Origin of the sequence: Thiomonas bhubaneswarensis (genome assembly GCF_001418255.1) — a bacterium.
GTDB classification, from domain to species: domain Bacteria; phylum Pseudomonadota; class Gammaproteobacteria; order Burkholderiales; family Burkholderiaceae_C; genus Thiomonas; species Thiomonas bhubaneswarensis.
Window position 1 is genome coordinate 235545 of the sequence record NZ_LIPV01000006.1, and the last position, 21497, is coordinate 257041.

The 21497-nt window shown below is 66.2% G+C and carries 15 protein-coding genes and 1 pseudogene; 10 read left to right on the forward strand and 6 right to left on the reverse strand.

Annotation, left to right across the window (positions count from 1 at the left end; genetic code table 11):
• Positions 1–3711: a hydantoinase B/oxoprolinase family protein gene (locus tag ASC45_RS10005; RefSeq protein ID WP_055450883.1), complete on the forward strand. Its 3711-nt coding sequence runs from the start codon at positions 1–3 to the stop codon at positions 3709–3711.
• 18 nt (positions 3712–3729) lie between these two features.
• Positions 3730–4677: a 1-phosphofructokinase family hexose kinase gene (locus ASC45_RS10010; protein WP_055450884.1), complete on the forward strand. Its 948-nt coding sequence runs from the start codon at positions 3730–3732 to the stop codon at positions 4675–4677.
• Positions 4678–4707: 30 nt separating this feature from the next.
• On the opposite strand, the gene purD is transcribed toward ASC45_RS10010, so the two are convergent.
• Both purD and ASC45_RS10020 read right to left on the reverse strand, forming a co-directional pair.
• The gene (gene purD, locus ASC45_RS10015) at positions 4708–5991 is read right to left on the reverse strand and encodes a phosphoribosylamine--glycine ligase (protein ID WP_055450885.1); all 1284 of its coding nucleotides are present in this window, start codon (positions 5989–5991) and stop codon (positions 4708–4710) included.
• A gap of 9 nt (positions 5992–6000) precedes the next feature.
• Complete coding sequence (locus ASC45_RS10020; protein WP_055450922.1) at positions 6001–6723, reverse strand: YebC/PmpR family DNA-binding transcriptional regulator; 723 nt, start codon at positions 6721–6723, stop codon at positions 6001–6003.
• Between the two features lie 123 nt (positions 6724–6846).
• On the opposite strand from ASC45_RS10020, the gene ASC45_RS10025 reads away from it, so the two are divergent.
• Positions 6847–8361, forward strand: a complete 1515-nt coding sequence (locus ASC45_RS10025; protein ID WP_055450886.1) for a helicase HerA-like domain-containing protein — start codon at positions 6847–6849, stop codon at positions 8359–8361.
• A gap of 11 nt (positions 8362–8372) precedes the next feature.
• Here the strand turns inward: ASC45_RS10025 and ASC45_RS10030 are convergent, their stop codons facing one another.
• Entirely contained in the window at positions 8373–8744 is a 372-nt protein-coding gene (locus tag ASC45_RS10030; protein ID WP_055450887.1) for a hypothetical protein, read from the reverse strand.
• 168 nt (positions 8745–8912) lie between these two features.
• Between ASC45_RS10030 and ASC45_RS10035 the strand changes: the two genes are divergently transcribed.
• The 3 genes from ASC45_RS10035 (at position 8913) to ASC45_RS10045 (ending at position 12305) form a co-directional block, all read left to right on the forward strand.
• Positions 8913–10682, forward strand: a complete 1770-nt coding sequence (locus ASC45_RS10035) for a glutamine--tRNA ligase/YqeY domain fusion protein (RefSeq protein ID WP_055450888.1) — start codon at positions 8913–8915, stop codon at positions 10680–10682.
• Positions 10683–10761: 79 nt separating this feature from the next.
• Entirely contained in the window at positions 10762–11541 is a 780-nt protein-coding gene (locus ASC45_RS10040) for a 2OG-Fe dioxygenase family protein (protein WP_082454353.1), read from the forward strand.
• A gap of 179 nt (positions 11542–11720) precedes the next feature.
• A complete protein-coding gene (locus tag ASC45_RS10045; RefSeq protein WP_055450889.1) occupies positions 11721–12305 on the forward strand; it encodes a Tll0287-like domain-containing protein in 585 nt (194 codons plus the stop codon).
• A 9-nt stretch (positions 12306–12314) separates the two neighbouring features.
• Here ASC45_RS10045 and ASC45_RS10050 read toward each other — a convergent pair whose 3' ends face one another.
• Together ASC45_RS10050 and ASC45_RS10055 are read right to left on the reverse strand one after the other, a co-directional pair.
• Positions 12315–12725: a hypothetical protein gene (locus ASC45_RS10050; RefSeq protein WP_055450890.1), complete on the reverse strand. Its 411-nt coding sequence runs from the start codon at positions 12723–12725 to the stop codon at positions 12315–12317.
• A gap of 76 nt (positions 12726–12801) precedes the next feature.
• Positions 12802–14034, reverse strand: a complete 1233-nt coding sequence (locus ASC45_RS10055) for an MFS transporter (RefSeq protein ID WP_055450891.1) — start codon at positions 14032–14034, stop codon at positions 12802–12804.
• A 146-nt stretch (positions 14035–14180) separates the two neighbouring features.
• Here ASC45_RS10055 and trhA point away from each other — a divergent pair, with 146 nt between their 5' ends.
• From trhA to ASC45_RS10070, 3 genes are all read left to right on the forward strand, one after another.
• Complete coding sequence (gene trhA, locus ASC45_RS10060; RefSeq protein ID WP_055450892.1) at positions 14181–14843, forward strand: PAQR family membrane homeostasis protein TrhA; 663 nt, start codon at positions 14181–14183, stop codon at positions 14841–14843.
• A 91-nt stretch (positions 14844–14934) separates the two neighbouring features.
• Positions 14935–16620, forward strand: a complete 1686-nt coding sequence (locus tag ASC45_RS10065; RefSeq protein WP_055450893.1) for an electron transfer flavoprotein-ubiquinone oxidoreductase — start codon at positions 14935–14937, stop codon at positions 16618–16620.
• 233 nt (positions 16621–16853) lie between these two features.
• The gene (locus ASC45_RS10070; RefSeq protein WP_245610021.1) at positions 16854–19130 is read left to right on the forward strand and encodes a bifunctional diguanylate cyclase/phosphodiesterase; all 2277 of its coding nucleotides are present in this window, start codon (positions 16854–16856) and stop codon (positions 19128–19130) included.
• Here the strand turns inward: ASC45_RS10070 and ASC45_RS10075 are convergent.
• Complete coding sequence (locus ASC45_RS10075) at positions 19100–20035, reverse strand: alpha/beta hydrolase (RefSeq protein WP_055450895.1); 936 nt, start codon at positions 20033–20035, stop codon at positions 19100–19102. The genes ASC45_RS10070 and ASC45_RS10075 overlap by 31 nt on opposite strands.
• 211 nt (positions 20036–20246) lie before the next feature.
• On the opposite strand from ASC45_RS10075, the pseudogene ASC45_RS10080 reads away from it, so the two are divergent.
• A pseudogene (locus tag ASC45_RS10080) lies at positions 20247–21497 on the forward strand (IS256 family transposase); the annotation flags it as partial.

Below are 21497 nucleotides of genomic sequence, written 5' to 3' on the forward strand. Positions count from 1 at the left end.
ATGTCCGCACCGCTTGCGCGCTGGCAATTCTGGATCGACCGAGGCGGCACCTTTACCGACATCGTCGCGCGTCGGCCGGACGGTGCACTGGTGACGCACAAGCTGCTGTCGGACAACCCGGGGCAGTACCGCGACGCAGCGGTCGCGGGCATACGGGCCTTGCTCGATTTGCCGCCCGGAGCGCCGATCACGCCCGACCGCGTGGAGAGCGTGCGCATGGGCACCACAGTGGCGACCAATGCGCTGCTCGAACGCAAGGGCGAGCCGCTGGTGCTGGTGACGACTCGGGGATTTAGTGACGCGCTGCGCATCGCCTATCAGAACCGGCCCAGGCTGTTCGAACGTCGCATCGTGCTGCCAGAGATGCTGTACAGCCAAGTAATCGAGGCGCAGGAGCGCGTGGGCGCGGACGGCACGGTGTTGCAGCCGCTGGACGTCGATGCCCTGCGGCGCGAATTGCAGCAGGCCTTCGACGCCGGGCTGCGCGCCGTGGCCATTGTGTTCATGCACGGCTGGCGGCACTCTGCACATGAGCAGGCAGCCGCGGCGCTGGCGCGCGACATCGGCTTCACCCAGGTGAGCACCTCGCACGAGACCAGCCCGCTGATGAAGTTCGTCTCGCGCGGCGACACCACGGTGGTCGACGCCTATCTGTCGCCCATCCTGCGCCGCTACGTCGATCAGGTGGCCGCCGAGATGCCCGGCGTGCGGCTGCTTTTCATGCAGTCCAGCGGCGGGCTGGCCGAGGCGCACGCTGGCGGACGATCCCTTGGGCTGGCAACTGCCCAGCCCGTCCCCCGCGGGGAGCAAGTCAACTTGGGGCGGCGCGGCGTTGCCTTGCGCGGCAAAGACGCCATACTGTCCGGCCCGGCGGGCGGCATCGTCGGCATGGCGCGCACGGCCGAGCAGGCGGGGCATGCGCGGGTCATCGGTTTCGACATGGGCGGCACCTCCACCGACGTGTCGCATTACGCGGGCGAGTTCGAGCGGGTGTTCGACACGCAGGTGGCGGGGGTCCGGGTGCGCGCGCCCATGCTGTCCATCCACACCGTCGCGGCGGGGGGGAGTTCCATCCTGCACTTCGACGGCGTCCGTATGCGCGTGGGGCCGGATTCGGCGGGCGCCAATCCGGGACCAGCTTGTTACCGGCGCGGCGGGCCGCTGACCATCACCGACGCGAACGTGATGCTCGGGCGCATCCGCCCCGAGCATTTTCCGGCGGTGTTCGGCCCCCACGCCGACCAGCCGCTGGACGATGCGGTCGTGCGGGAAGCGTTCACCGCGCTGGCGGCGCAGATCGCCAAAGACACCGGCCAGCCGCAGACGCCCGAAGGCGTGGCCGAGGGCTACCTCGACATTGCCGTGCAGGCCATGGCCGGGGCGATCAAGCGCATTTCGGTGGCTCGCGGCCATGACGTGACCCGCTACACCCTGCAGTGCTTCGGCGGTGCCGGTGGCCAGCATGCCTGCCGCGTGGCCGATGCGCTGGGCATGGAGCGGGTGTTCATCCACAGCTTCGCTGGCGTGCTGTCGGCCTACGGCATGGGGCTTGCCGAGCAGACCGCGATGCGACTGCACAGCGTGGAAGCGCCGCTGCAGGCGGACAGTCCGCACGCACTCGCTCCGCTGTTCGCCCAGCTCCAGCAAGACGCTGTGCGCGAACTCACCGACTTCGGCGTGGCGCAGGAGCATGTGCGGGTCAAGCGCCAGGTGCATCTGCGCTATGCCGGAACCGACACGGCGCTGGTGGTGGACGCGACTGATGCCGACGCGATGCGCGCCGCGTTCGAGCAGACCTACGCGCAGCGCTTCGCCCACATCCTGCCCGAGCGCGAATTGGTGGTCGAGGCTGTTGCCGTGCAGGCCAGCGGCGGCGGGCAGCGGGTGATGGAGCCCGCTGAGACGGCAGTGGCACTGGGCCCCGCGCCGGTCGCGCAGCGCGTGCCGGTGTTTTTGCGCGGCGCAAGGCACGATGCGGCGCTGGTGCAGCGTGAGCGCTGCACGGCGGGACAGCATGTGGACGGCCCGGCCATCGTGGCGGCGCCCAACACCACGGTGGTCGTCGAGCCCGGCTGGCAGGCGCGCATCACCGCGCAAGGGCACCTGGAACTGGCGCGCGTGGAACAGCGGGCCGAAGCGCGCAGCGGCACCGCGGTCGATCCGGTGCTGCTGGAGGTGTTCAACAACCTGTTCATGAACATCGCCGAGCAAATGGGCGCGCAGTTGCAGAACACCGCGGTGTCGGTGAACATCAAGGAGCGGCTCGACTTTTCCTGTGCGCTGTTCGACGGCCAGGGTCATCTCATCGCCAACGCGCCCCACATGCCCGTGCATCTGGGGTCGATGGGCGAGAGCATCCGCACCGTCATCGAGCGCAACGCCGGCCAGATGCAGCCCGGCGACGTGTTCATGCTCAACGACCCCTACCACGGCGGCACTCATCTGCCGGACGTCACGGTGGTCACGCCCGTGTTCGACGCGGCGGGACGCGAGGTGCTGTTCTTTGTGGGCTCGCGCGGGCACCATGCCGACATCGGCGGCATCACGCCCGGCTCGATGCCGCCGTTCTCGCGCCGCATCGAAGACGAAGGCGTGGTGATCGACAACTTCAAGCTGGTCGAAGCCGGACGGCTGCGCGAGGCCGAGGTGCTCGAGCTTCTGTCCAGCGGCGCATGGCCCGCGCGCAACCCACAGCAGAACCTCGCCGATCTGAAGGCGCAGATCGCGGCCAACGCCAAAGGTGCCCAGGAGCTGCACCGCATGGTGGCCGAACATGGGCTGGACGTGGTGCAGGCCTATATGCAGCATGTGCAGGACAACGCCGAGGCCGCAGTGCGCCGCGTGATCGGCGCGCTGCACGATGGCGCCTTCACTCTGGAACTCGATTCGGGCGCGCGCATCTGCGTGGCCATTCGCGTGGATCGCACCGCGCGCGGCGCCACCCTCGACTTCACCGGCACCTCGCCGCAGCAGCCCGACAACTTCAACGCGCCGCGCGCGGTCACCGTGGCCGCCGTGCTCTACGTCTTCCGCTGTCTGGTCGATGACGACATTCCCCTCAACGCGGGTTGCCTCAAGCCGCTGCGGCTCATCGTACCCGAGGGGTCGATGCTGGCCCCGCGCTGGCCTGCTGCGGTGGTCGCGGGCAATGTGGAGGTCAGCATGGCCGTGACCAACGCGCTGTTCGGTGCGCTGGGCGTGCAGGCGGCCAGCCAGTGCACCATGAACAACTTCACCTTCGGCAACACGCGGCACCAATATTACGAAACCCTCGCCGGGGGAGCGGGCGCGGGCGGCATGTTCGACGCGCTGGGCCAGCTCGTCGGGGGCTTCGACGGCGCCGATATGGTGCAGAACCACATGACCAACTCGCGCCTGACCGACCCCGAGGTGCTCGAGTGGCGCTACCCGGTTCGGCTGGAGAGCTTTGCGATCCGCGCGGGCTCGGGCGGGGCGGGGCGCTGGCGCGGCGGCCACGGCGGCGTGCGGCGCATTCGTTTTCTCGAGCCGATGACCGCAGGCATTCTCTCCAACGGTCGGCGCGTGGCGGCGTTCGGCCTGCAAGGCGGGCAGCCGGGCGCGGTGGGCGTCAATCGCGTGGAGCGCGCAGATGGTCGCATCGAAGTCCTGCCCGGCTGTGCCAGCGTGGACATGCAGCTGGGCGATGTGTTCGTCATCGAAACCCCGGGTGGCGGCGGTTTTGGCGCTTGATCCTTTCCTCATCATCCCATGATCTTCTCCGGCCAGACCCCCATCGTCACCCTGACCCTCAACCCCTGCGTGGACGTCAGCTACGACGTGCCGCAGTTGCTTGCCGACCAGAAGGCGCACGCCCTCGCCGCCCGTCTGGACCCCGGCGGCAACGGCATCAACGTGGCCCGCGCCTTGAGTCGGCTGCACGTGTCGGCGTGGGCCTGCGCCACGGTGGCGGGCGAGATCGGCATGCTGTTCGAGCGGCTGTTGCGCGGGCAGGTCGATCACCCGCATCTGGTGCGCCTGGACGGCGAGACCCGGATCAACGCCACCTTGCTGCAGCAGCAGCCGCGTGCGCAGTTCGAGGTTAGCGCACCGGGGCCGACCATCGACGCAGCCACGCTCAAACGCATCACCGCCGAAGTGCTGGCGCTGGCGGGCAGCGGCTACGCGGTGCTGACCGGCTCACGTACGCCTGGCGTCGCGGCCGATTACTACGCCGAACTCACGACCGCACTGCGCGCGCGCAACGCGCGGGCCGTGGTCGATTCGGCGGGCGAGGCACTGGCTCAAGCCGTCGCCGCAAAGCCCTTTCTCATCAAGCCCAACCGTTACGAGCTCGAACAGCTCATCGGCCATGCGTTGCCGACGCGAGAGGAGGTGATCGCCGCCGCTCGGGTGCTGCACGAACAGGGTGTGGAATGGGTCTGCGTGTCGCTGGGGGCGCAAGGCGCGGTGCTGGTCGGAGACGAGGTGTTCGTCGGTACATCTCCCGAAGTGGAGGTGGTGTCCACCGTGGGCGCGGGCGATTCGCTGGTGGGCGGTCTGGTCGCGGCCTTTGCGCGCGATGCCAACCCCGCTGATGCCCTGCGCCTCGGGCTGGCTTGCGGCGCGGGCACCTCGACTCAGCCCGGCACCGAGTTGTTCAACCCGGCGCAGTTGCCGGGTCTGATGGAACGCGCCGAGGTGAAACGACTCAGTTGAGAGCGTGCTTTGGAGCAGGCTCAGGGGCCTTTAACGCTTGATCGCGCGCCAGCCAATATCGCGGCGGTATTGCATGCCGTCGAAGTGAATGGTGTTGATCGCCTCGTAAGCGCGTTGCTGCGCAATGCGCGGCGAATCGCCCAGCGCGGTGACGGCCAGCACCCGCCCGCCCGAGGTGCGCAGCACGCCCTGGGCGTCGAGCGTGGTGCCGGCATGGAAGGTGATGCAGTCGTCCGCTTCGGGAGGAATGCCGGTGATCGCGTCACCCTTGCGCGGGCTCTCGGGGTAGCCGTGCGCGGCGAGCACCACACCCAGAGCGGTGCGGCGATCCCACTCCAGCTCCACCTGATCGAGCTGACCGGCGATGGCCTTCTCGAACACCACGGAAAGATCGCTCTTGAGGCGGGCCATGATGGGCTGGGTTTCGGGGTCGCCCATGCGGCAGTTGAATTCCAGCGTCTTGGCGCGGCCGGAGGCGTCGATCATCAGCCCGGCATAGAGAAAGCCGGTGAAGGGAATGCCGTCGGCGGCCATGCCCTTGACCGTGGGCAGGATGATCTCGCGCATTACCCGGGCGTGAACTTCGGGCGTGACCACGGGCGCGGGCGAATAGGCGCCCATGCCGCCGGTGTTCGGGCCTTGGTCGCCGTCGAGCAGGCGTTTGTGATCCTGGCTGGAGGCCAGCGCGAGCACATGCTGACCATCGACCATGACGATGAAGCTGGCTTCCTCGCCCTGTAAGAACTCTTCGATGACCACGCGCGCGCGGCCAGCGTTGTGCTGCACGCCGTAGCGGTTGGCCTGCAGCATGTCGTCGATGGCGGCGTGGGCCTCGTCTGCGGTCTGCGCCACGACCACGCCCTTGCCCGCGGCCAGGCCATCGGCCTTGACCACGATGGGGGCGCCGTGCTGATCGACGTAGGCATGGGCCTGCGCGGCATCTTCGAACGTGGCGAAGGCCGCAGTGGGGATGTGGTGCCGCGCCATGAAAGCCTTGGAGAAGGCCTTGGAGCTTTCGAGTTGGGCCGCGGCGCGCGTGGGGCCGAAAATTTTCAGCCCACGGGCGCGAAACCCATCGACGATGCCCGCAGCCAGCGGCGCTTCGGGCCCGACCACGGTGTAGGCGATCTTCTCGCGCACGCAGAACTCGGCCAGTTCTTCGGCGTTGGCGACCTGCAGGTTCTCCAGCCGGGAATCGAGCGCGGTGCCACCATTGCCCGGCGCGACATAAACGGTCTGCACTCGGGGCGACTGCGCCAGCTTCCAGGCAAGCGCGTGTTCACGTCCGCCGGAACCGATGACGAGGAGTTTCATGTGGGCGCCTTAACCGAAGACGGCGTTGTGATAGACCTCTTGCACATCGTCGAGGTCTTCCAATGCGTCGATGAGTTTTTGCATTTTTTCGGCGTCGTCGCCCGCGAGTTCGACCGTGTTGTCGGCACGCATGGTGATGACGGCCAGCTCTGGCTGCAGCCCGGCGGCCTGCAGCGCGGCGCGCACGGTCTCGAACTGGGCTGGCGGGGTGAGCACCTCGATGGCGCCGTCGTCATCGGTGATGACGTCGTCGGCACCGGCTTCGAGCGCAGACTCCATCACCTTGTCTTCCGAGGTGCCGGGCGCAAAGACCAACTGGCCGCAATGCCTGAACTGGAACGCCACCGAGCCTTCTGTGCCCAGATTGCCGCCGTGCTTGGAAAGCGCGTGGCGCACTTCGGCCACGGTGCGCACTCTGTTGTCGGTGAGGCAGTCGATGATGATGGCCGCGCCGCCCACGCCATAGCCTTCGTAGCGGATTTCTTCGTAATGCACGCCTTCGAGCGCGCCGGTGGCCTTGTCGATATTCTTCTTCACCGTGTCGGCCGGCATATTGGCCGCCTTGGCCTTGTCGATCGCCAGGCGCAGACGCGGGTTGGCGCTGGGGTCGCCGCCGCCCAGACGGGCTGCTGCGGAGATTTCACGGATGATCTTGGTCCAGACCTTGCCGCGCTTTTCGTCCTGGCGGCCTTTGCGGTGCTGGATATTGGCCCATTTGGAATGTCCGGCCATGGTGGTGCGATGCTCCTGAGGGAAGCCCTGCGGCAGGGCGAAAGCGCGCTGCATGGGCGTTGATAGACTGCGGATTCTACTTTCGCGCCGTTCGCCCGCCCCCCTCACAGCAAGGCTACAGCCATGTCCGACCCCATTCTCATCGCCCAGCATGGCAAGGTGCAATGCCACCTGCTGCCGCGCCTTTCCAACCGTCACGGACTGATTACCGGCGCCACGGGTACCGGCAAAACCGTGAGCCTGCAGGTGCTGGCCGAGGCGTTCTCACGCATCGGCACGCCGGTCTTCATGGCCGATGTGAAGGGCGATCTGACCGGGCTTTCCCAGGCCGGCGCGATGAGCCCCAAGCTGGCCGATCGGCTCAAGACCCTCGGCCTGCCCGAGCCGACCTTCGGCGCCTGTCCGGTGACGCTGTGGGACGTGTTCGGCGAGCAGGGGCACCCGGTGCGCGCCACCATCTCCGACATGGGGCCGCTGCTGCTGGCACGGCTGCTGCAACTCAACGAGACGCAGACCGGGGTGCTCAATCTGGTGTTCAAAATCGCCGATGACAACGGCCTACTGCTGCTCGACCTGAAAGACCTGCGCGCCATGCTGCAAGAGGTGGGCGACAACGCGGCGAGCTTCACCACCGAGTACGGCAACATCAGCGCGGCCAGCGTGGGCGCCATTCAGCGCGGGCTGCTGCAGCTCGAGTCGCAGGGCGCCGACAGGTTTTTCGGCGAGCCCATGCTCAACATCGTCGATCTGATGCAGACCGATGGGCAAGGGCGCGGCATGGTCAACATTCTTGCCGCCGACAAGCTCTACCAGGCGCCTCGCCTGTACGCGACCTTCCTGCTTTGGCTGCTGTCGGAGTTGTTCGAGCGTCTGCCCGAGATCGGCGACCCCGATCAGCCGAAGCTGGTGTTTTTCTTCGACGAGGCCCATCTGCTGTTCAACGATGCGCCCAAGCCCCTGCTGGAAAAGATCGAGCAGGTCGTGCGTCTGATCCGCTCCAAGGGCGTGGGGGTGTTCTTCGTCACGCAGAATCCGCTGGACATTCCCGACACCGTGCTCGGCCAACTGGGTAACCGCATCCAGCATGCGCTGCGCGCCTTCACGCCGCGCGATCAGAAGGCGGTCAAGACCGCAGCCGACACCATGCGCCCCAACCCCGGTCTGGACGTGGCGCAGGCCATCACCGAGCTTGCGGTGGGCGAGGCGCTGGTGTCGCTGCTCGACGAAAAAGGCCGCCCCACGCCGACCGAGCGCGTGTGGATGCTGGCGCCGGGCAGCCGCATCGGCCCCATCACGCCAGAAGAGCGCAAGGCGCTGCTGCAGGGTTCGCTGGTGGCTGGGGTGTACGAAAAGACGGTGGACCGCGAGTCCGCCTACGAACTGCTCAAAGGACGGGTCGAGGCGACGACGCCAAGTGCCGAACCCGGTACCGCCGCGCCGGCGGGCGCTCCATCCGGCGGCGGCCTGCTCGATTCACTGGGGCAGGGGCTGGGCGGTCTGGCGCGCGGATCGGGGCGCAAGGACTCGTTGCTCGAAACCCTGGCCAAGTCGGCTGCACGCACCATTGGGAGCACGGTGGGCCGCGAAATCATTCGCGGCGTGCTCGGCGGCCTGCTGGGGGGCAGCAAGCGGCGCTGACCAAGGCCCGCTCAGCGGTTGTCCCAGTCGCGGCGGTGGCCCCAGCCGTGGCCATGATCATGCCGCCAGTGATCGCGGTCCCAGCGGCGCACCGGAACACCGTAATAGCTGTAATACTGTGGTGCAGGGACGATTCCTGCCGGGGTGTAAACCTGACCGTAGCCGTAATACACCGGCCGCGGCGGAGGGGGCGGGGGCGGCGGCGCGAAATACACCGGGGGCAGGGCGGGTGGCGGCGCATACACCGGGTAGGCATTCGAGAACGAAGTGACCACGCCGGGCACGCCGACATTGACCGACCAGAACACCCGGTCGGCATGCGCCGCCGGTGCGGTCATGAGCGCTGCGCTGCCAGCGAGGGCGAGAACGAGTTGGCGGAACATGGCGGAAACCTCCTGATCTTCATGTCGTTAGTGTTGGAACAACGGCAGGAATTTCCTCTTGCCGACAGCAAGTGTGAATTTTTTCTGGGCTCGTTAGTGTTCAGCGTTTGTTTGCACTGCAACACGGCACCGACCTGTCGTTTGCAGACCTGTTCAAATAGCGGGGCTATGGAATCCGCTGACAAACCCTCCAATTTCCTGCGTCAGATCATCGAGCGCGATCTGGCGCAAGGCACTTATGCCAATCGGCGCTTTGCAGGTCATCCGGCGGATGCCGCCGGGCATGCCGCGGGGCAGCCCGATCCGGCGCGCATCCGCACCCGCTTTCCGCCCGAGCCCAACGGCTATCTGCACATCGGCCACGCCAAGAGTATCTGCCTGAATTTCGGCCTGGCGCAAGACTTTGGCGGCATCTGCCATCTGCGCTTCGACGACACCAATCCCGAAAAGGAAGATCAGGAATACGTCGATGCCATTCTGGACGCCGTGCGCTGGCTGGGCTTCGACTGGAACGTGGGCGGCGTCTCGCACCTGTTCTACGCCAGCGACTATTTCAACTTTATGTATCGCTGCGCCTGCGCGCTGATCGAAGACGACCTGGCCTATGTGGACGAGCAGAGCGCCGACGACATGCGCCGCAACCGCGGCACCCTCACCGAGCCGGGCGTGGAAAGCCCCTGGCGTGCGCGTTCGCCGCAAGAGAACCTGCGCCGTTTCGAAGAGATGCGCGCGGGCCAGCACCCCGAAGGCAGCATGGTGCTGCGGGCGAAGATCGACATGGCCTCGCCCAATATCAATCTGCGCGATCCGGCGATTTACCGCATCCGCTTCGCCCATCACCACCGCACCGGCGACCAGTGGTGCATCTATCCGATGTACACCTTCGCCCATCCGATCGAGGATGCGATGGAGTGCATCAGCCACAGCATCTGCACCCTCGAGTTCGAAGACCAGCGGCCGTTCTACGACTGGCTGCTCGATCATCTCGTGCGGCTGGGTCTGGTGGCCAGCCCGCGCCCGCACCAGTACGAGTTCGCCCGGCTCAACCTCACGTATGTGGTGACGAGCAAGCGCAAGCTGGCGCAGCTCGTGGCCGAGCGCCATGTAGATGGCTGGGACGACCCGCGCATGCCCACGCTGGTGGGCCTGCGTCGACGCGGCTACACGCCCGAGAGCCTGCGCCTGTTCACCGACCGCATCGGCGTAAGCAAGGCCGATTCCTGGATCGACTACAGCGTGCTCGAACAGGCGCTGCGCGACGATCTCGACGCCCGCGCCCCGCGCGCCATGGCCGTGCTCGACCCGCTCAGGCTCGAACTCACCAACTGGGCCGAGGTGTTCGGCAGCGCAGACCACGCCGAGCCCTGCAGCGCCCCCGTGCACCCGGCACACCCCGAGATGGGGCGGCGCAGTTTCGACCTCACCTCGCAGGTGTGGATCGAGCGCGAGGACTTCATGGAGGTGCCGCCCAAGGGCTATCACCGTCTCACCCCCGGCAGCATGGCGCGGCTGAAGTACGGCTATGTGATCCGCTGCACCGGCTGCGAAAAGGATGCCGAGGGCCGGGTCGTCAAGGTGCTGGCCGAACTGCTGCCCGACACCAAGAGCGGCACCCCCGGCGCCGACACGGTGAAGGTCAAGGGCGTGATTACCTGGGTGAGCGCCAGCCGTGGCGTGGCCGCGCAGGTGCGGTTGTTCGACCGCCTGTTCACCGACGCGCACCCCGACGTCGGCGGGCGCGACTTTCTGTCGGTGCTCAACCCGCAGAGCAAGCAGACGGTGCAGACCTATGTCGAACCTGCGGCGGCGGCCGCGCCTGCCGGGGCGTCGTTCCAGTTCGAGCGTCACGGCTACTTCGTCGCCGATCGTGTCGATCATGCTGTGGGGGCGCCGGTGTTCAATCGCACCACTACCCTCAAAGACAGTTGGGGCAAATGAGGGCCCCCAGACCTGCCGCATGGCGTCAGGCCCCCCGAGGGGGAGGAGAAACCTTGGGGCGGCCCGGCGTTGTTTTCTCATGAGCTTTGACACGCTGAGCTTCGGCGCGCCCCTGCCCAGCGGCAGCAGTGCACTGCAGCGACTGCGGCAGCAGGGCTTTTGCGTGCTCCGCGCCCGCGAGTTTGCCGACATGGCCGGGTTCGCGCTGCCTGACTGCGCAGCAGCGTTCGCCTCCTGGAACGACCTTCCCGCCGACGATTACCTCAAGGACGGTGGTCACTACCGCTTCCGTCGCCACGGCAGCTTCATCCAGACCTTGAGGCCTGAGGCAGGCCAGCCGCTGCTTTGGGCCGTGCCGCATCGCGCCCACTGGCAGCCCACGGTCTACAACGCGCTGCACGGCGGCATGTCGCGCTGGTTCGCGCCGCTCGGCGAGTCCTTGCTGCAGGCCGCTTTCTGGCAGCCTTTGCTCACGGGTCTGGGCCTGCTGTTCGATCAGGTCCGGTCGACGCCGCAGTGGTTCATCGAGGCGCATCAGTTCCGCATCGACACCCGTGAGGGCGTGGGCCGTCCCACGCCGGAAGGCGCACACCGCGACGGTGTCGATTTCGTCGCCGTGGTACTCATTGCCCGGCACGGCATTCGCGGCGGCGAAACCCGGGTGTTCGAGCTGGACGGTCATCGCGGTGTGCGCTTCACCCTGACCGAACCGTGCAGCGTGCTGCTGATGGATGACACCCGGGTGATTCACGAGAGCACGCCCGTTCTGCCCGAGGGCGAAGCGGCAGCAGGCTGGCGCGACACCCTGGTGCTGACCTACCGGGCCGGAGGTTTTCTCGATCCGCAGCCTCCGCAATGAGGCGGGTTGGCCCGCTCTGCGGCATGTTGCCGCGCTCCGACGGGTGTGCCCATTTGCATTGATTTCGATCAAACCACATTGCGCTAGTCTGCGATAGGCAGATCAAAAAACACGTTTTGTTACACAATGCGCCATGTCGTCCGGCAAGTTGTCGGGGCACCTTTTCTGGAGAGATCGACATGCGTCCCATGCCTTCCCTGCTGGCCGCCCTGGCCTTGGCTTCAACCCCCATGCTGGCTCAGGCCGAGTCTGCCGCCACGCCCGAGCAAATGCAGGCTACTCGCGCCGTCACCGGCGAGCTGCTCAAGACCCTCAGCGGCAAGCTGCAGGAGAGTATGAAGGCCAACGGCCCCGCCGAGTCCATTTCGGTGTGCAAGACCATCGCCCCGCAGATCGCCCTCGGCCTGGCCGACAAGACCGGCTGGAAGATCACCCGCGTGGGAACCCGCGTGCGCAACGTCGACATGGGCACCCCCAACGTCTGGCAGCACAAGGCGCTGGCCCATCTCAACGCCGACCTGAAGTCGGGCGCCAAGCCCGAAACCCTGGAGTGGAGCGAGGTGGTCACCGAAAACGGCATGCCCACCCTGCACTACGCCAAGGCCATCGTGTTGCAGACGCAATGCCTCGCCTGCCACGGCACCGCGGCCCAGCTCGCGCCGGGTGTGGCCGACAAACTCAAGGCTAACTACCCGCATGATCAAGCCACTGGCTACGCGCCTGGCCAGTTGCGCGGCGCGGTGGTCATCAGCCGTCCGCTGTAAGCGTCGCGCTCACTGCGTCCAGCGCAGATAGGCATTCTTGTTGCCCGTCTGCACCGTGATGCTTTGTTTTTGCTGCCGGTGCGTGCCCTCGATGGTGTAGCTCCCCGAGGGTACTTTCAGGTAACAGAGTGGGCCGTCTGCGGTGAATGCCGCAACGGTCTTGCCTTCGTGCTTGACCTGTATGGGCACATTGGCCAAGTAAGCACCTTGCGGGCCTTCGACCATCCAGAAGCCGAGGTTGAACCGGGGCGCCATGGCCTGCAATGCCTTGAGGTTGTCTTCTCCCACGCCGCCGCAGGCATATGACACATCCCCGCTGTGATGCACCTCGGCGGCCTGGCTTAAGCCGGGGCTGAGAAAACCGATGGCAAGCGCGCCGATCAAAGCGCCCCGGCGCAGGGCGTGATGCGTGGAAAACATGCTGATCTCCTTTCAGGACAAAGCCTGCGGGATCAGACCGGCCAGCTCGAGCGAGGTTCAGCGTGCGCGGGCGCCTTCAGCTTCGCTTCATCGAAACCCGCGGTTGATGCAGGTTGGGCAGAAACACCGCCAGCAGGCCGATCAGCGGCAGGAAGGAGCACAGCTTGTACACCGCGTCGATGCCCCACATGTCGGCCAGTTGGCCCAGCACCGCAGCGCCGATGCCGCCCAGGCCGAACGCCAGGCCGAAGAACAATCCCGCCACCGTCCCCACCTTGCCGGGGATGAGTTCCTGCGCATAAACCACCATCGACGGGAAGGCCGAAGCCAGCATGAAACCGATGATGGCGCTGAGAATGGCCGAGGTTTCCAGGCTGGCGTAAGGCAGCAGCAGGGTAAACGGCGCCACACCGAGGATGGACACCCAGATCACCGCCTTGCGCCCGATGCGATCACCGATCGGCCCGCCCAGCAGGGTGCCGGCCGCCACCGAAAACAGGAACACGAACAAGTGATACTGCCCCACCTCGGTGCTGACGTGAAATTTGTGCATGAGGTAAAAAATGAGATAGCTGTTGATGCTCGCCAGGTAGAAGAACTTGGAGAAGATCAACGCCAGCAGCACGGCCAGGGTGCGACGCACCAGATGCGGCGGGACGGGTGAATGCTTGACCGCAGCGGTCTTCTTCGGCTGACGATGCTGATGCCCGTACCAGCGCCCCACGCCCGCGAGCACGATGATGGCCAGCAGCGCGGCCAGCGAGAACCAGGCGATGCTCTTCTGCCCATGCGGCAGCACGATCCACGCGGCCAGCAGCGGACCGGTGGCCGTGCCGGCGTTGCCACCCACCTGGAAGATGGACTGCGCCAACCCATGCCGACCGCCAGAGGCCATGCGCGCCACGCGCGACGACTCGGGGTGGAAGATTGACGAGCCGGTGCCCACCATGGCCGCGGCCAGCAGCAGAATGGGGAAGCTCGGCGCCACCGACAGCGTCAGCAGCCCGGCCAGCGTGCACCCCATGCCCACCGCCAGCGAAAACGGCTTGGGATGCTTGTCGGTATAGGCGCCCACCAGCGGCTGCAGCAGCGAGGCGGTGAACTGATAGGTGAGGGTGATGAGCCCGATCTGGGCGAAGTTGAGGTGAAAATCAGTCTTGAACAACGGGTAGATCGCCAGCATCAACGACTGGATCATGTCGTTGAGAAAGTGCGAAAAACTGATGGCACCGAGGATGCGAAAGCGGGTCTGTTCCGCTGGGGCGTCGCCGACAGGGGCGAGCGTGGCGGTGGTTGGTGTGGAACTCACGGTCGGTTCTTGTGGAGAGTGCAGGGGCGCGCAAATTCCCGAATTTGCGCTCGCGCAAGAATAGTGCGTCGCGGACTTGTTTGCACAGGCAGGGATTTTTGCGGCAGAAGGCGCACCGCGCTTTCAACCGGCTTACCATTTGCTGCATGGCACAAAACGCAAATGCCCCCGCCGCGCTGCGTGCGCAGAGTCTGGGCGAGGAAATCGCCAACAGCATCAGCCACGGTCTCGGGCTGCTGTTGTCGGTCGCCGCGCTGCCCGTGCTGATCGTGCATGCCGTACAGCATCAACCGGCAGCCAGTGTCGTCGGCGCGAGCATTTTTGGCGCCTCGGCCATCCTGCTCTACCTGGCCTCCACGCTGTATCACGCCTTGCCGCAGCCGCGGGTGAAGGCCGTGATGCAGCGGCTCGATCACGCCGCGATCTTTCTGCTCATCGCCGGCACCTACACCCCGTTCACCCTGGGCGTGTTGCGCGGGGGCTGGGGGTGGACGCTGTTCGGGCTGGTTTGGAGCATGGCGGCGATGGGCCTGCTGCTCAAGGCGCTGGCCGGGGTGCGCTTTCCACGCCTGTCCACCGCGCTCTATCTGGGCATGGGCTGGGTGGTGCTCATCGCCATCGTGCCCCTGGCCGAGCGCATCGCGCCGATGGGCCTGTTCTGGCTGGTGGCCGGGGGTGTGGCCTACACCCTGGGCGTGGTGTTCTTCGTCTTTGACGAGCGCTGGCGCTACGCGCATTTCGTCTGGCATCTGTTCGTCCTCGCTGGCACCGTCTGTCATTTCTTCGCCGTGCTTTATTACGCTGTCTGAAACCCAGTCGCCATAAAATCGAACGACCGTTCTTTTTTGTGGCCGCCGTGGCTAGAATCCCGAGCCAGGCAGACAGACCGTGGAGATCGCGATGACCCCGCATCAACTCTTGGAACAATTCGGCCCGCGCGAGGCCATGGACTACGACGTCGTCGTCGTCGGCGCCGGCCCCGGCGGCTTGGCCACGGCCATCCATCTCAAACAACTGGCGCAGAAGGCTGGACGCGAGATTTCGGTCTGCGTGCTCGAAAAGGGCTCCGAGCCCGGCGCACACATCCTGTCCGGGGCCATCATGGACCCCGGCGCGCTGACCGAGCTGTTCCCGGACTGGAAAGCCATGGGCGCGCCGCTGAACCAGCCGGTGACGGCCGATCAGTTTCTGTTTCTGAGCGAGACCAACGCCAAGCCCGCGCCCGCCGCCTTCCTGCCCGACTGCTTCAAGAACCACGGCAACTACGTCATCAGCCTGGGCAATCTGGTGCGCTGGATGGCGCAACAGGCCGAGAGTCTTGGCGTCGAGATCTTCCCCGGCTTCGCCGCGGCCGAGGTGCTGTACGACGAGCAGGGACGGGTGCGCGGCGTGGCCACGGGCAATCAGGGCCTGGGCAAGAATGGCGAGCCGACCGATCACTTCGCGCTCGGCATGGAATTGCGGGCCAAGTACACCGTGTTCGCCGAGGGCTCGCGCGGGCAGTTGGGCCGCGAGCTGATCGGCCGTTTCAAGCTCGACGCGGGCCGCGATCCGCAGAGCTACGGCATCGGCATCAAGGAAGTCTGGGAAGTCGCTCCCGACAAACACCAGCCCGGGCTGGTGCTGCACACCGCAGGCTGGCCGCTCGACGCCAACACCTACGGCGGCGGCTTCCTCTACCACCTCGAAGACCGCAAGGTGGCCATCGGCTTTGTCGTCGGGCTGGACTACACCAATCCGTGGATGAGCCCGTTCGAGGAATTCCAGCGGCTGAAAACCCACCCGGCGATTCGCGGCCTGTTCGACGGCGCCAAGCGTCTGGGCTATGGCGCGCGCACCATCACCGCGGGCGGTCTGCTGTCGCTGCCCAAGCTGGTGTTTCCCGGCGGCTGCCTGGTGGGTTGCGAAGCCGGCTTTCTCAACGCCTCGCGCATCAAGGGCAGCCACGCCGCGATCAAGACCGGCATGCTGGCGGCACAGGCCATCGCCGACGCCCTGGCCGCAGGCCGCGCGCAGGATGAACTCGGCGCCTATCCCGAGGCCTTCGAGCAATCGTGGCTGCATGCCGAGCTCAAGACCGCGCGTAATTTCAAGCAATGGTTCAAGAAAGGCCGTCTGGTGGGTACGCTGATGACCGGCATCGAGCGCTGGCTGCTGCCGCGTCTGGGCATCAAGTCGCCGCCGTGGACGATCCACCACCATGTGCCCGATCACGCCATGCTCAAGTCGGCGGCAGACTGTCCGCGCATCGATTACCCCAAGCCCGACGGCGTGCTCACCTTCGACCGGCTCAGTTCGGTCTATCTCAGCAACACCAATCACGAGGAAAACCAGCCTGCGCACATCACCCTCAAGGATGTGTCGGTGCCGGTGCAGATCAATCTCAAGACCTACGCCGGGCCCGAGTCGCGCTATTGCCCGGCCGGGGTGTACGAGTTCGTCAAGGGCCCGGACGGCGGCGACAGGCTGCAGATCAATGCGCAGAACTGCGTGCATTGCAAGACCTGCGACATCAAGGACCCGACGCAGAACATCGTCTGGGTGGCGCCAGAGGGCGGGGGCGGGCCGAATTACGTCGGCATGTGATGTTGGGAAACCGCCGCCCGACACGCGCGTTCAGGGGGATGGGCCTGAAAGTGTGAACAAATTGACAAAGAGCGGGGCGGTTCGACCTTTACACTTCGCCCACTCGAATGCCGAGACCGCCGGGTTGACCACGGCGGCGGCCATCGGCCCCATCCTCCCTCTTTTTTTGCATGCCCGGTTCATCCCCGCTGTTGACCCCTGCCCAGTTCCGGGCGCCTGAGGGCCCTTCGTCCATGCGGCGCAGGCTTCGTCGCGGCTATTGGGGGCTGGTGGCGCTGACCGTGCTCTTCGGCGCGTGGCTGGCCTGGCTTAACTGGCAGCGCCAAGGCGAGATGCTGCACAGCACCTTGCGGGTGGAGACCGCCTTTCTGGCGGACGCCGCTACTTCCTACTTCGAGCGCTACGAATCGGTCATGTCGGCGCTGGGCAACGATCTGCTGAGTCGGCCCGAACTCCTTGCAACACCCGATCAGCTCACGCCGCTGTTGCAGCGCTACCGCGCGCTGCTCGGGCCGGAGCAGGCGCTGGCGATCAATCTCTCCCGCCCGGACGGGCAGATGTTCGCCTCGACCGTCGTCTCGAAGGAAAAGCTGCCGAACCTGGCAGCCCATCACGACATCTGGTCCGGCATCGAGCAGGCCACGCGGATGAAGAGCCTGGAAGTGGGCAAGGCAGTCTATGGGCCCATGCTGCACCGCTGGGTGATTCCGCTGCGCATGATGGTCAAGGACGCCGCGGGGCGGCCTGTCGTTTTGATCGCCGTGCCGGTCGAACTCAACGAGTTTCTCGACCGCTGGCGCCGTTCGGTGGCTGCTGCCCAGCACACCATGCCGGGCATGTCGATGGCGCTGATACGCAGCGATGGCTATTTGCTGGCACGCTGGCCGACTCCCCAGACGCCTGACCTGCAGCGGTTCTACGGCACGCGCCGACAGGGCGCGCTGGCGGCAGCCACGCGCGACGCGCCGCAGGCACCTTCGGGCCTGTTCGACGGGAAGGTGGACTCGGATGGCACGCCCCGCACCGGCGCCTGGGTACGGCTGCCGAAATACGGCGTGGTGGTGACCATGACGGTGCCAAAGGCCGTACTCTGGCGCGACTTTTGGCGTGCCTACTGGCCTGCGCTGAGCATTCTGGCGCTTTGGACCGGACTTCTCACCCTGACCTATCGCCTGGTGGCGCGGCAGACCGAGCGCGAGAGCGCACAACTGCGCGACCGTGCCGAAATCATGTACCGGCTGGCCAATCAGGACAGTCTGACCGGCCTGCTCAACCGCCGCGGCATGGGCGAGCACCTCCAGCGGGCCCACGACCGGGCGCAGCAGGACGGCATCGGCTACGCGCTGGTGCTGTTCGATCTCGATCACTTCAAGCTCATCAACGACGGCTTCGGCCATGCCGCGGGCGATGCCGTGCTGCAGCAGGTGGCGCATCTTCTGCAGACCCGCGTGCGCAAGGAAGATCATGTGGCGCGCTGGGGCGGCGAGGAATTTCTGGTGCTGCTGCCCGACTCCACGCTGGAGACGGCGCGTGCTGCGGCCGAGAAGATGCGCGACCTCATCGCCCATACCCGCATGTCGGTAGGGGGAGCGGAGTTGCGGCTGACGGCGAGCTTCGGCGTCTCGGCCTGGGAGCCCGCAGCCCGGCTGACCATCGCCGAGCTGCTGGGCCAGTGCGACTCGGCGCTCTACAACGCGAAGGCGGGCGGGCGCAACCGCGTCAGGCAGTTCGAGGGCAAATCGGCGCAGGACTATCTGCGGGGCTTCACCTTGAAGCGCGCCATCGAGTACGACCGTATCCGCGCGGCCTACCAGCCGCTGGTGTCGCTCGCCGATGGAAAGGTCGTCGGTTACGAGGCGCTGGCGCGGCTGGTCGGGGAAGATGGCGAAGTGATTCCCGCCGGTCAGTTCATCGACGTGGCCAATCGCCTGCGTCTGGAGCACCGCATCGACGCGCGCGTGTCCAAACAGGTCATGGCGCACTGCAGCCAGCGCATCGAGGCGACCGGCGCGCCGATGAAGTACATGATCAACTGCTCGGCCGACTTCCTCAGTCGCCCGGAGGATGTGCAGCAACTGCTCGACCGTGCCCAGCACTACTGCGAGAGTTGCGCCGTCGACATGACGGGGCGCGAAAAGCCCATGGTCATCGAGATCACCGAGCGCCAGCTCATCGGCGACGCCGAGGCGGTGCGCAAGCTGGTGCAGCCGCTGATCGACTTCGGCTTCCAGCTCGCGGTGGACGATTTCGGCAGCGGCTATTCGTCTTACCTTTACGTGCTCAAGTTGCCGGTGAAGTATCTCAAGATCGAGGCCGAACTGGTGCGAGAAGCCGCCCACAGCCCGCGCGCGCAGGCGATGGTGCGCTCGATCAACAGCATGGCGCACGAGCTCGGCATTCTCACCATTGCCGAGGGCATCGAAGACCAGGCCACCGCCGAGGCCATGCGCCACATCGGCGTCGACTGGGGGCAGGGCTACTACTGGGGGCGGCCGGAGATTTCAGACTGAGAGATGGTGTTTCTGACATGCGCCGCCAGAAACCGGCTGACCCGGTCGATCACGCTCAGAAACGCTTCCATCGAGTCGTGTCCGCCGGGGCCGATGTGCAGTTGCACCCGGCTTGAATCCGCAACTGCCATCAGCCGGTGGGCGTCGGTCACCGGAACCACGGTGTCGTCCTCGCCGTGCATCAGCAGCACGGGGCAGCGCAGTTGCGGCAGGGTGTTGATGGGGGCGATGGCGTCGAAGCGGTAGCCGATGGTGCGCTGCACGTAGCGCAGCACGAGTGGGCCGATCACCTCGCTGGGCAGGTTCTGCTCGGCCATCCAGCGCTGCATCATCTCGGCCGGGTGGGCAAAGGCGGCCAGGCTCACCACGGCGGCGATCTGCGTCCGCCAGCTCGCCGCAAGCAGCACCGCGCCGGCACCGACCGAGTGGCCGAGCAGGGCGATGCGGCGCGGGTCGATGTCGGGCCGCGCCGCCAGCCAATCCACCGCGTGCACCGTGTCTTCGGCAAAACGTGGCAACGAGGCGAAGGTGTCGCCGTCGCTGGCGCCGTGGCAGCGGGCATCGATGAACAGCAGAGCCAGTCCAGCCTGATGCAGCGCCGGGGCCAGGGGCAGCATCAGATCAGCGTTGCTGCCCCAGCCATGCACGACCACCATGGCAGGCGCAGGCCGCGCCGCGGACGCAGGCGGTGGAATCAGCCAGGCATGCAGGGTTTTGCCATTGGCGGTTGCGATGCGCGCTGTCGTGAAGGCCAGCCCTAGATCCGCCGGACTGCGGGTGTGCGCCAGACGCGGTGCGCGTAGGCTGCGGCGCAGCCCCCAGTGCAGCAAAGGGCGCAGCGGCGGCGTGGCCATCCACGGCAGCACCGTGGGCAGCACAGAGGACACGAGTCTGGAGCGCGGCATGGGGCGCACAGTTTACAGGCGCATGGATGCGGTGGCAGATCGGTTCCAATGGTGGTTTTTGATGCTTGGAGTCTGTCGGACTTGAGGATCGCGGGCTGCAAAATGGCCCTGTGGCGCCCTGCGGCAGCGGCTTTTTGCCCCATAGCTCGGGCTATGGGGAGCCTGTCAGGAATTTTGTGTTTGGGGCATAGCATGACGACCAGGAGCATGTATGCCACGCAAGACGAAGACAGCGGCTGCGGCCGCGACGGCGCGTTGCCGTCGATTCCGAAGGAATTGATTGACCAGTTTGTCAGCGGCCCGATGAGCGCCGAGGCGGTGAACGCTGCCTCGATGGCGTTCAAGAAGGCGCTGATTGAGCGCGCGTTGGGCGCCGAGCTCAGCCACCATCTTGGCTACGCGCCGGGGGCCACGAAGCCCGATCAAACGAACAACCAGCGCAATGGACGAAGCGGCAAGACGGTCTTGACGGAAGACGGTCCGCTGCGCATCGAGGTGCCGCGCGACCGCGAGGGCAGTTTTGAGCCTGTGCTCATCCCGAAGCACGAGCGACGTTTTACGGGCTTCGACGACAAGATCGTGGCCATGTATGCGCGCGGGATGGCGGTGCGCGAGATCCAAGGCTTTCTCACCGAGCAGTACGGCACGGAGGTCTCGCCGGAGTTCATCAGCTCGGTCACGGACGCGGTCATGGCCGAGGTCACCGCCTGGCAGGCGCGGCCTCTGGAGCCGATGTATCCGGTGGTGTTTTTCGACGCGCTGCGGGTCAAGATCCGCGAGGACGCGGTGGTGCGCAACAAGGCGGTGTACCTGGCGCTGGGCGTCTTGCCTGACGGCACCCGCGATATTCTGGGGCTGTGGATCGAGACCACCGAGGGCGCGAAGTTCTGGATGAAGGTGTTCAACGACCTGAAGACGCGCGGCGTGGGCGACATCCTGATCGCCGTCACCGATGGCCTCAAGGGTATGGGCGAAGCGCTGGGCGCGGTCTTCCCAGCCACCACGTTGCAGACGTGCATCGTGCACCTGATCCGCAACAGCCTGGACTATGCCAGCTGGAAGGATCGCAAGGCGCTGGCCGCGGCGATCAAGCCGATCTACAGCGCGCCCAGCGCCGAAGCCGCCCTGGCCGAGCTCGAGGCCTTCGAGCAAGGCCCCTGGGGCGCCAAGTTCCCCACGGTGGCCATGGCCTGGCGCCGGGCCTGGGACAAGGTGATTCCGTTTTTCGCATTTCCCCCAGCCGTGCGCAAAGTGATCTACACGACCAACGCCATCGAGAGCATCAACTCGCGGCTACGCAAAATCATCAAGACCCGCGGGCACTTTCCCAGCGACGACGCGGCCACGAAGCTGATCTGGCTGGCGCTGCGCAACATCACGGCCGACTGGGGCCGTGCCGCGCATGACTGGAAGGTGGCGATGAACCAATTCGCGATCCTGTACGCCGACCGATTCACGCAAA

Coding starts and splice junctions, on each gene's coding strand:
- ASC45_RS10005 (WP_055450883.1), top strand. CDS start 1: ATGTCCGCACCGCTTGCGCGCTGGCAATTCTGGATCGACCGAGGCGGC.
- ASC45_RS10010 (WP_055450884.1), top strand. CDS start 3,730: ATGATCTTCTCCGGCCAGACCCCCATCGTCACCCTGACCCTCAACCCC.
- purD (WP_055450885.1), bottom strand. CDS start 5,991: ATGAAACTCCTCGTCATCGGTTCCGGCGGACGTGAACACGCGCTTGCC.
- ASC45_RS10020 (WP_055450922.1), bottom strand. CDS start 6,723: ATGGCCGGACATTCCAAATGGGCCAATATCCAGCACCGCAAAGGCCGC.
- ASC45_RS10025 (WP_055450886.1), top strand. CDS start 6,847: ATGTCCGACCCCATTCTCATCGCCCAGCATGGCAAGGTGCAATGCCAC.
- ASC45_RS10030 (WP_055450887.1), bottom strand. CDS start 8,744: ATGTTCCGCCAACTCGTTCTCGCCCTCGCTGGCAGCGCAGCGCTCATG.
- ASC45_RS10035 (WP_055450888.1), top strand. CDS start 8,913: ATGGAATCCGCTGACAAACCCTCCAATTTCCTGCGTCAGATCATCGAG.
- ASC45_RS10040 (WP_082454353.1), top strand. CDS start 10,762: ATGAGCTTTGACACGCTGAGCTTCGGCGCGCCCCTGCCCAGCGGCAGC.
- ASC45_RS10045 (WP_055450889.1), top strand. CDS start 11,721: ATGCGTCCCATGCCTTCCCTGCTGGCCGCCCTGGCCTTGGCTTCAACC.
- ASC45_RS10050 (WP_055450890.1), bottom strand. CDS start 12,725: ATGTTTTCCACGCATCACGCCCTGCGCCGGGGCGCTTTGATCGGCGCG.
- trhA (WP_055450892.1), top strand. CDS start 14,181: ATGGCACAAAACGCAAATGCCCCCGCCGCGCTGCGTGCGCAGAGTCTG.
- ASC45_RS10065 (WP_055450893.1), top strand. CDS start 14,935: ATGACCCCGCATCAACTCTTGGAACAATTCGGCCCGCGCGAGGCCATG.
- ASC45_RS10070 (WP_245610021.1), top strand. CDS start 16,854: ATGCGGCGCAGGCTTCGTCGCGGCTATTGGGGGCTGGTGGCGCTGACC.
- ASC45_RS10075 (WP_055450895.1), bottom strand. CDS start 20,035: ATGCCGCGCTCCAGACTCGTGTCCTCTGTGCTGCCCACGGTGCTGCCG.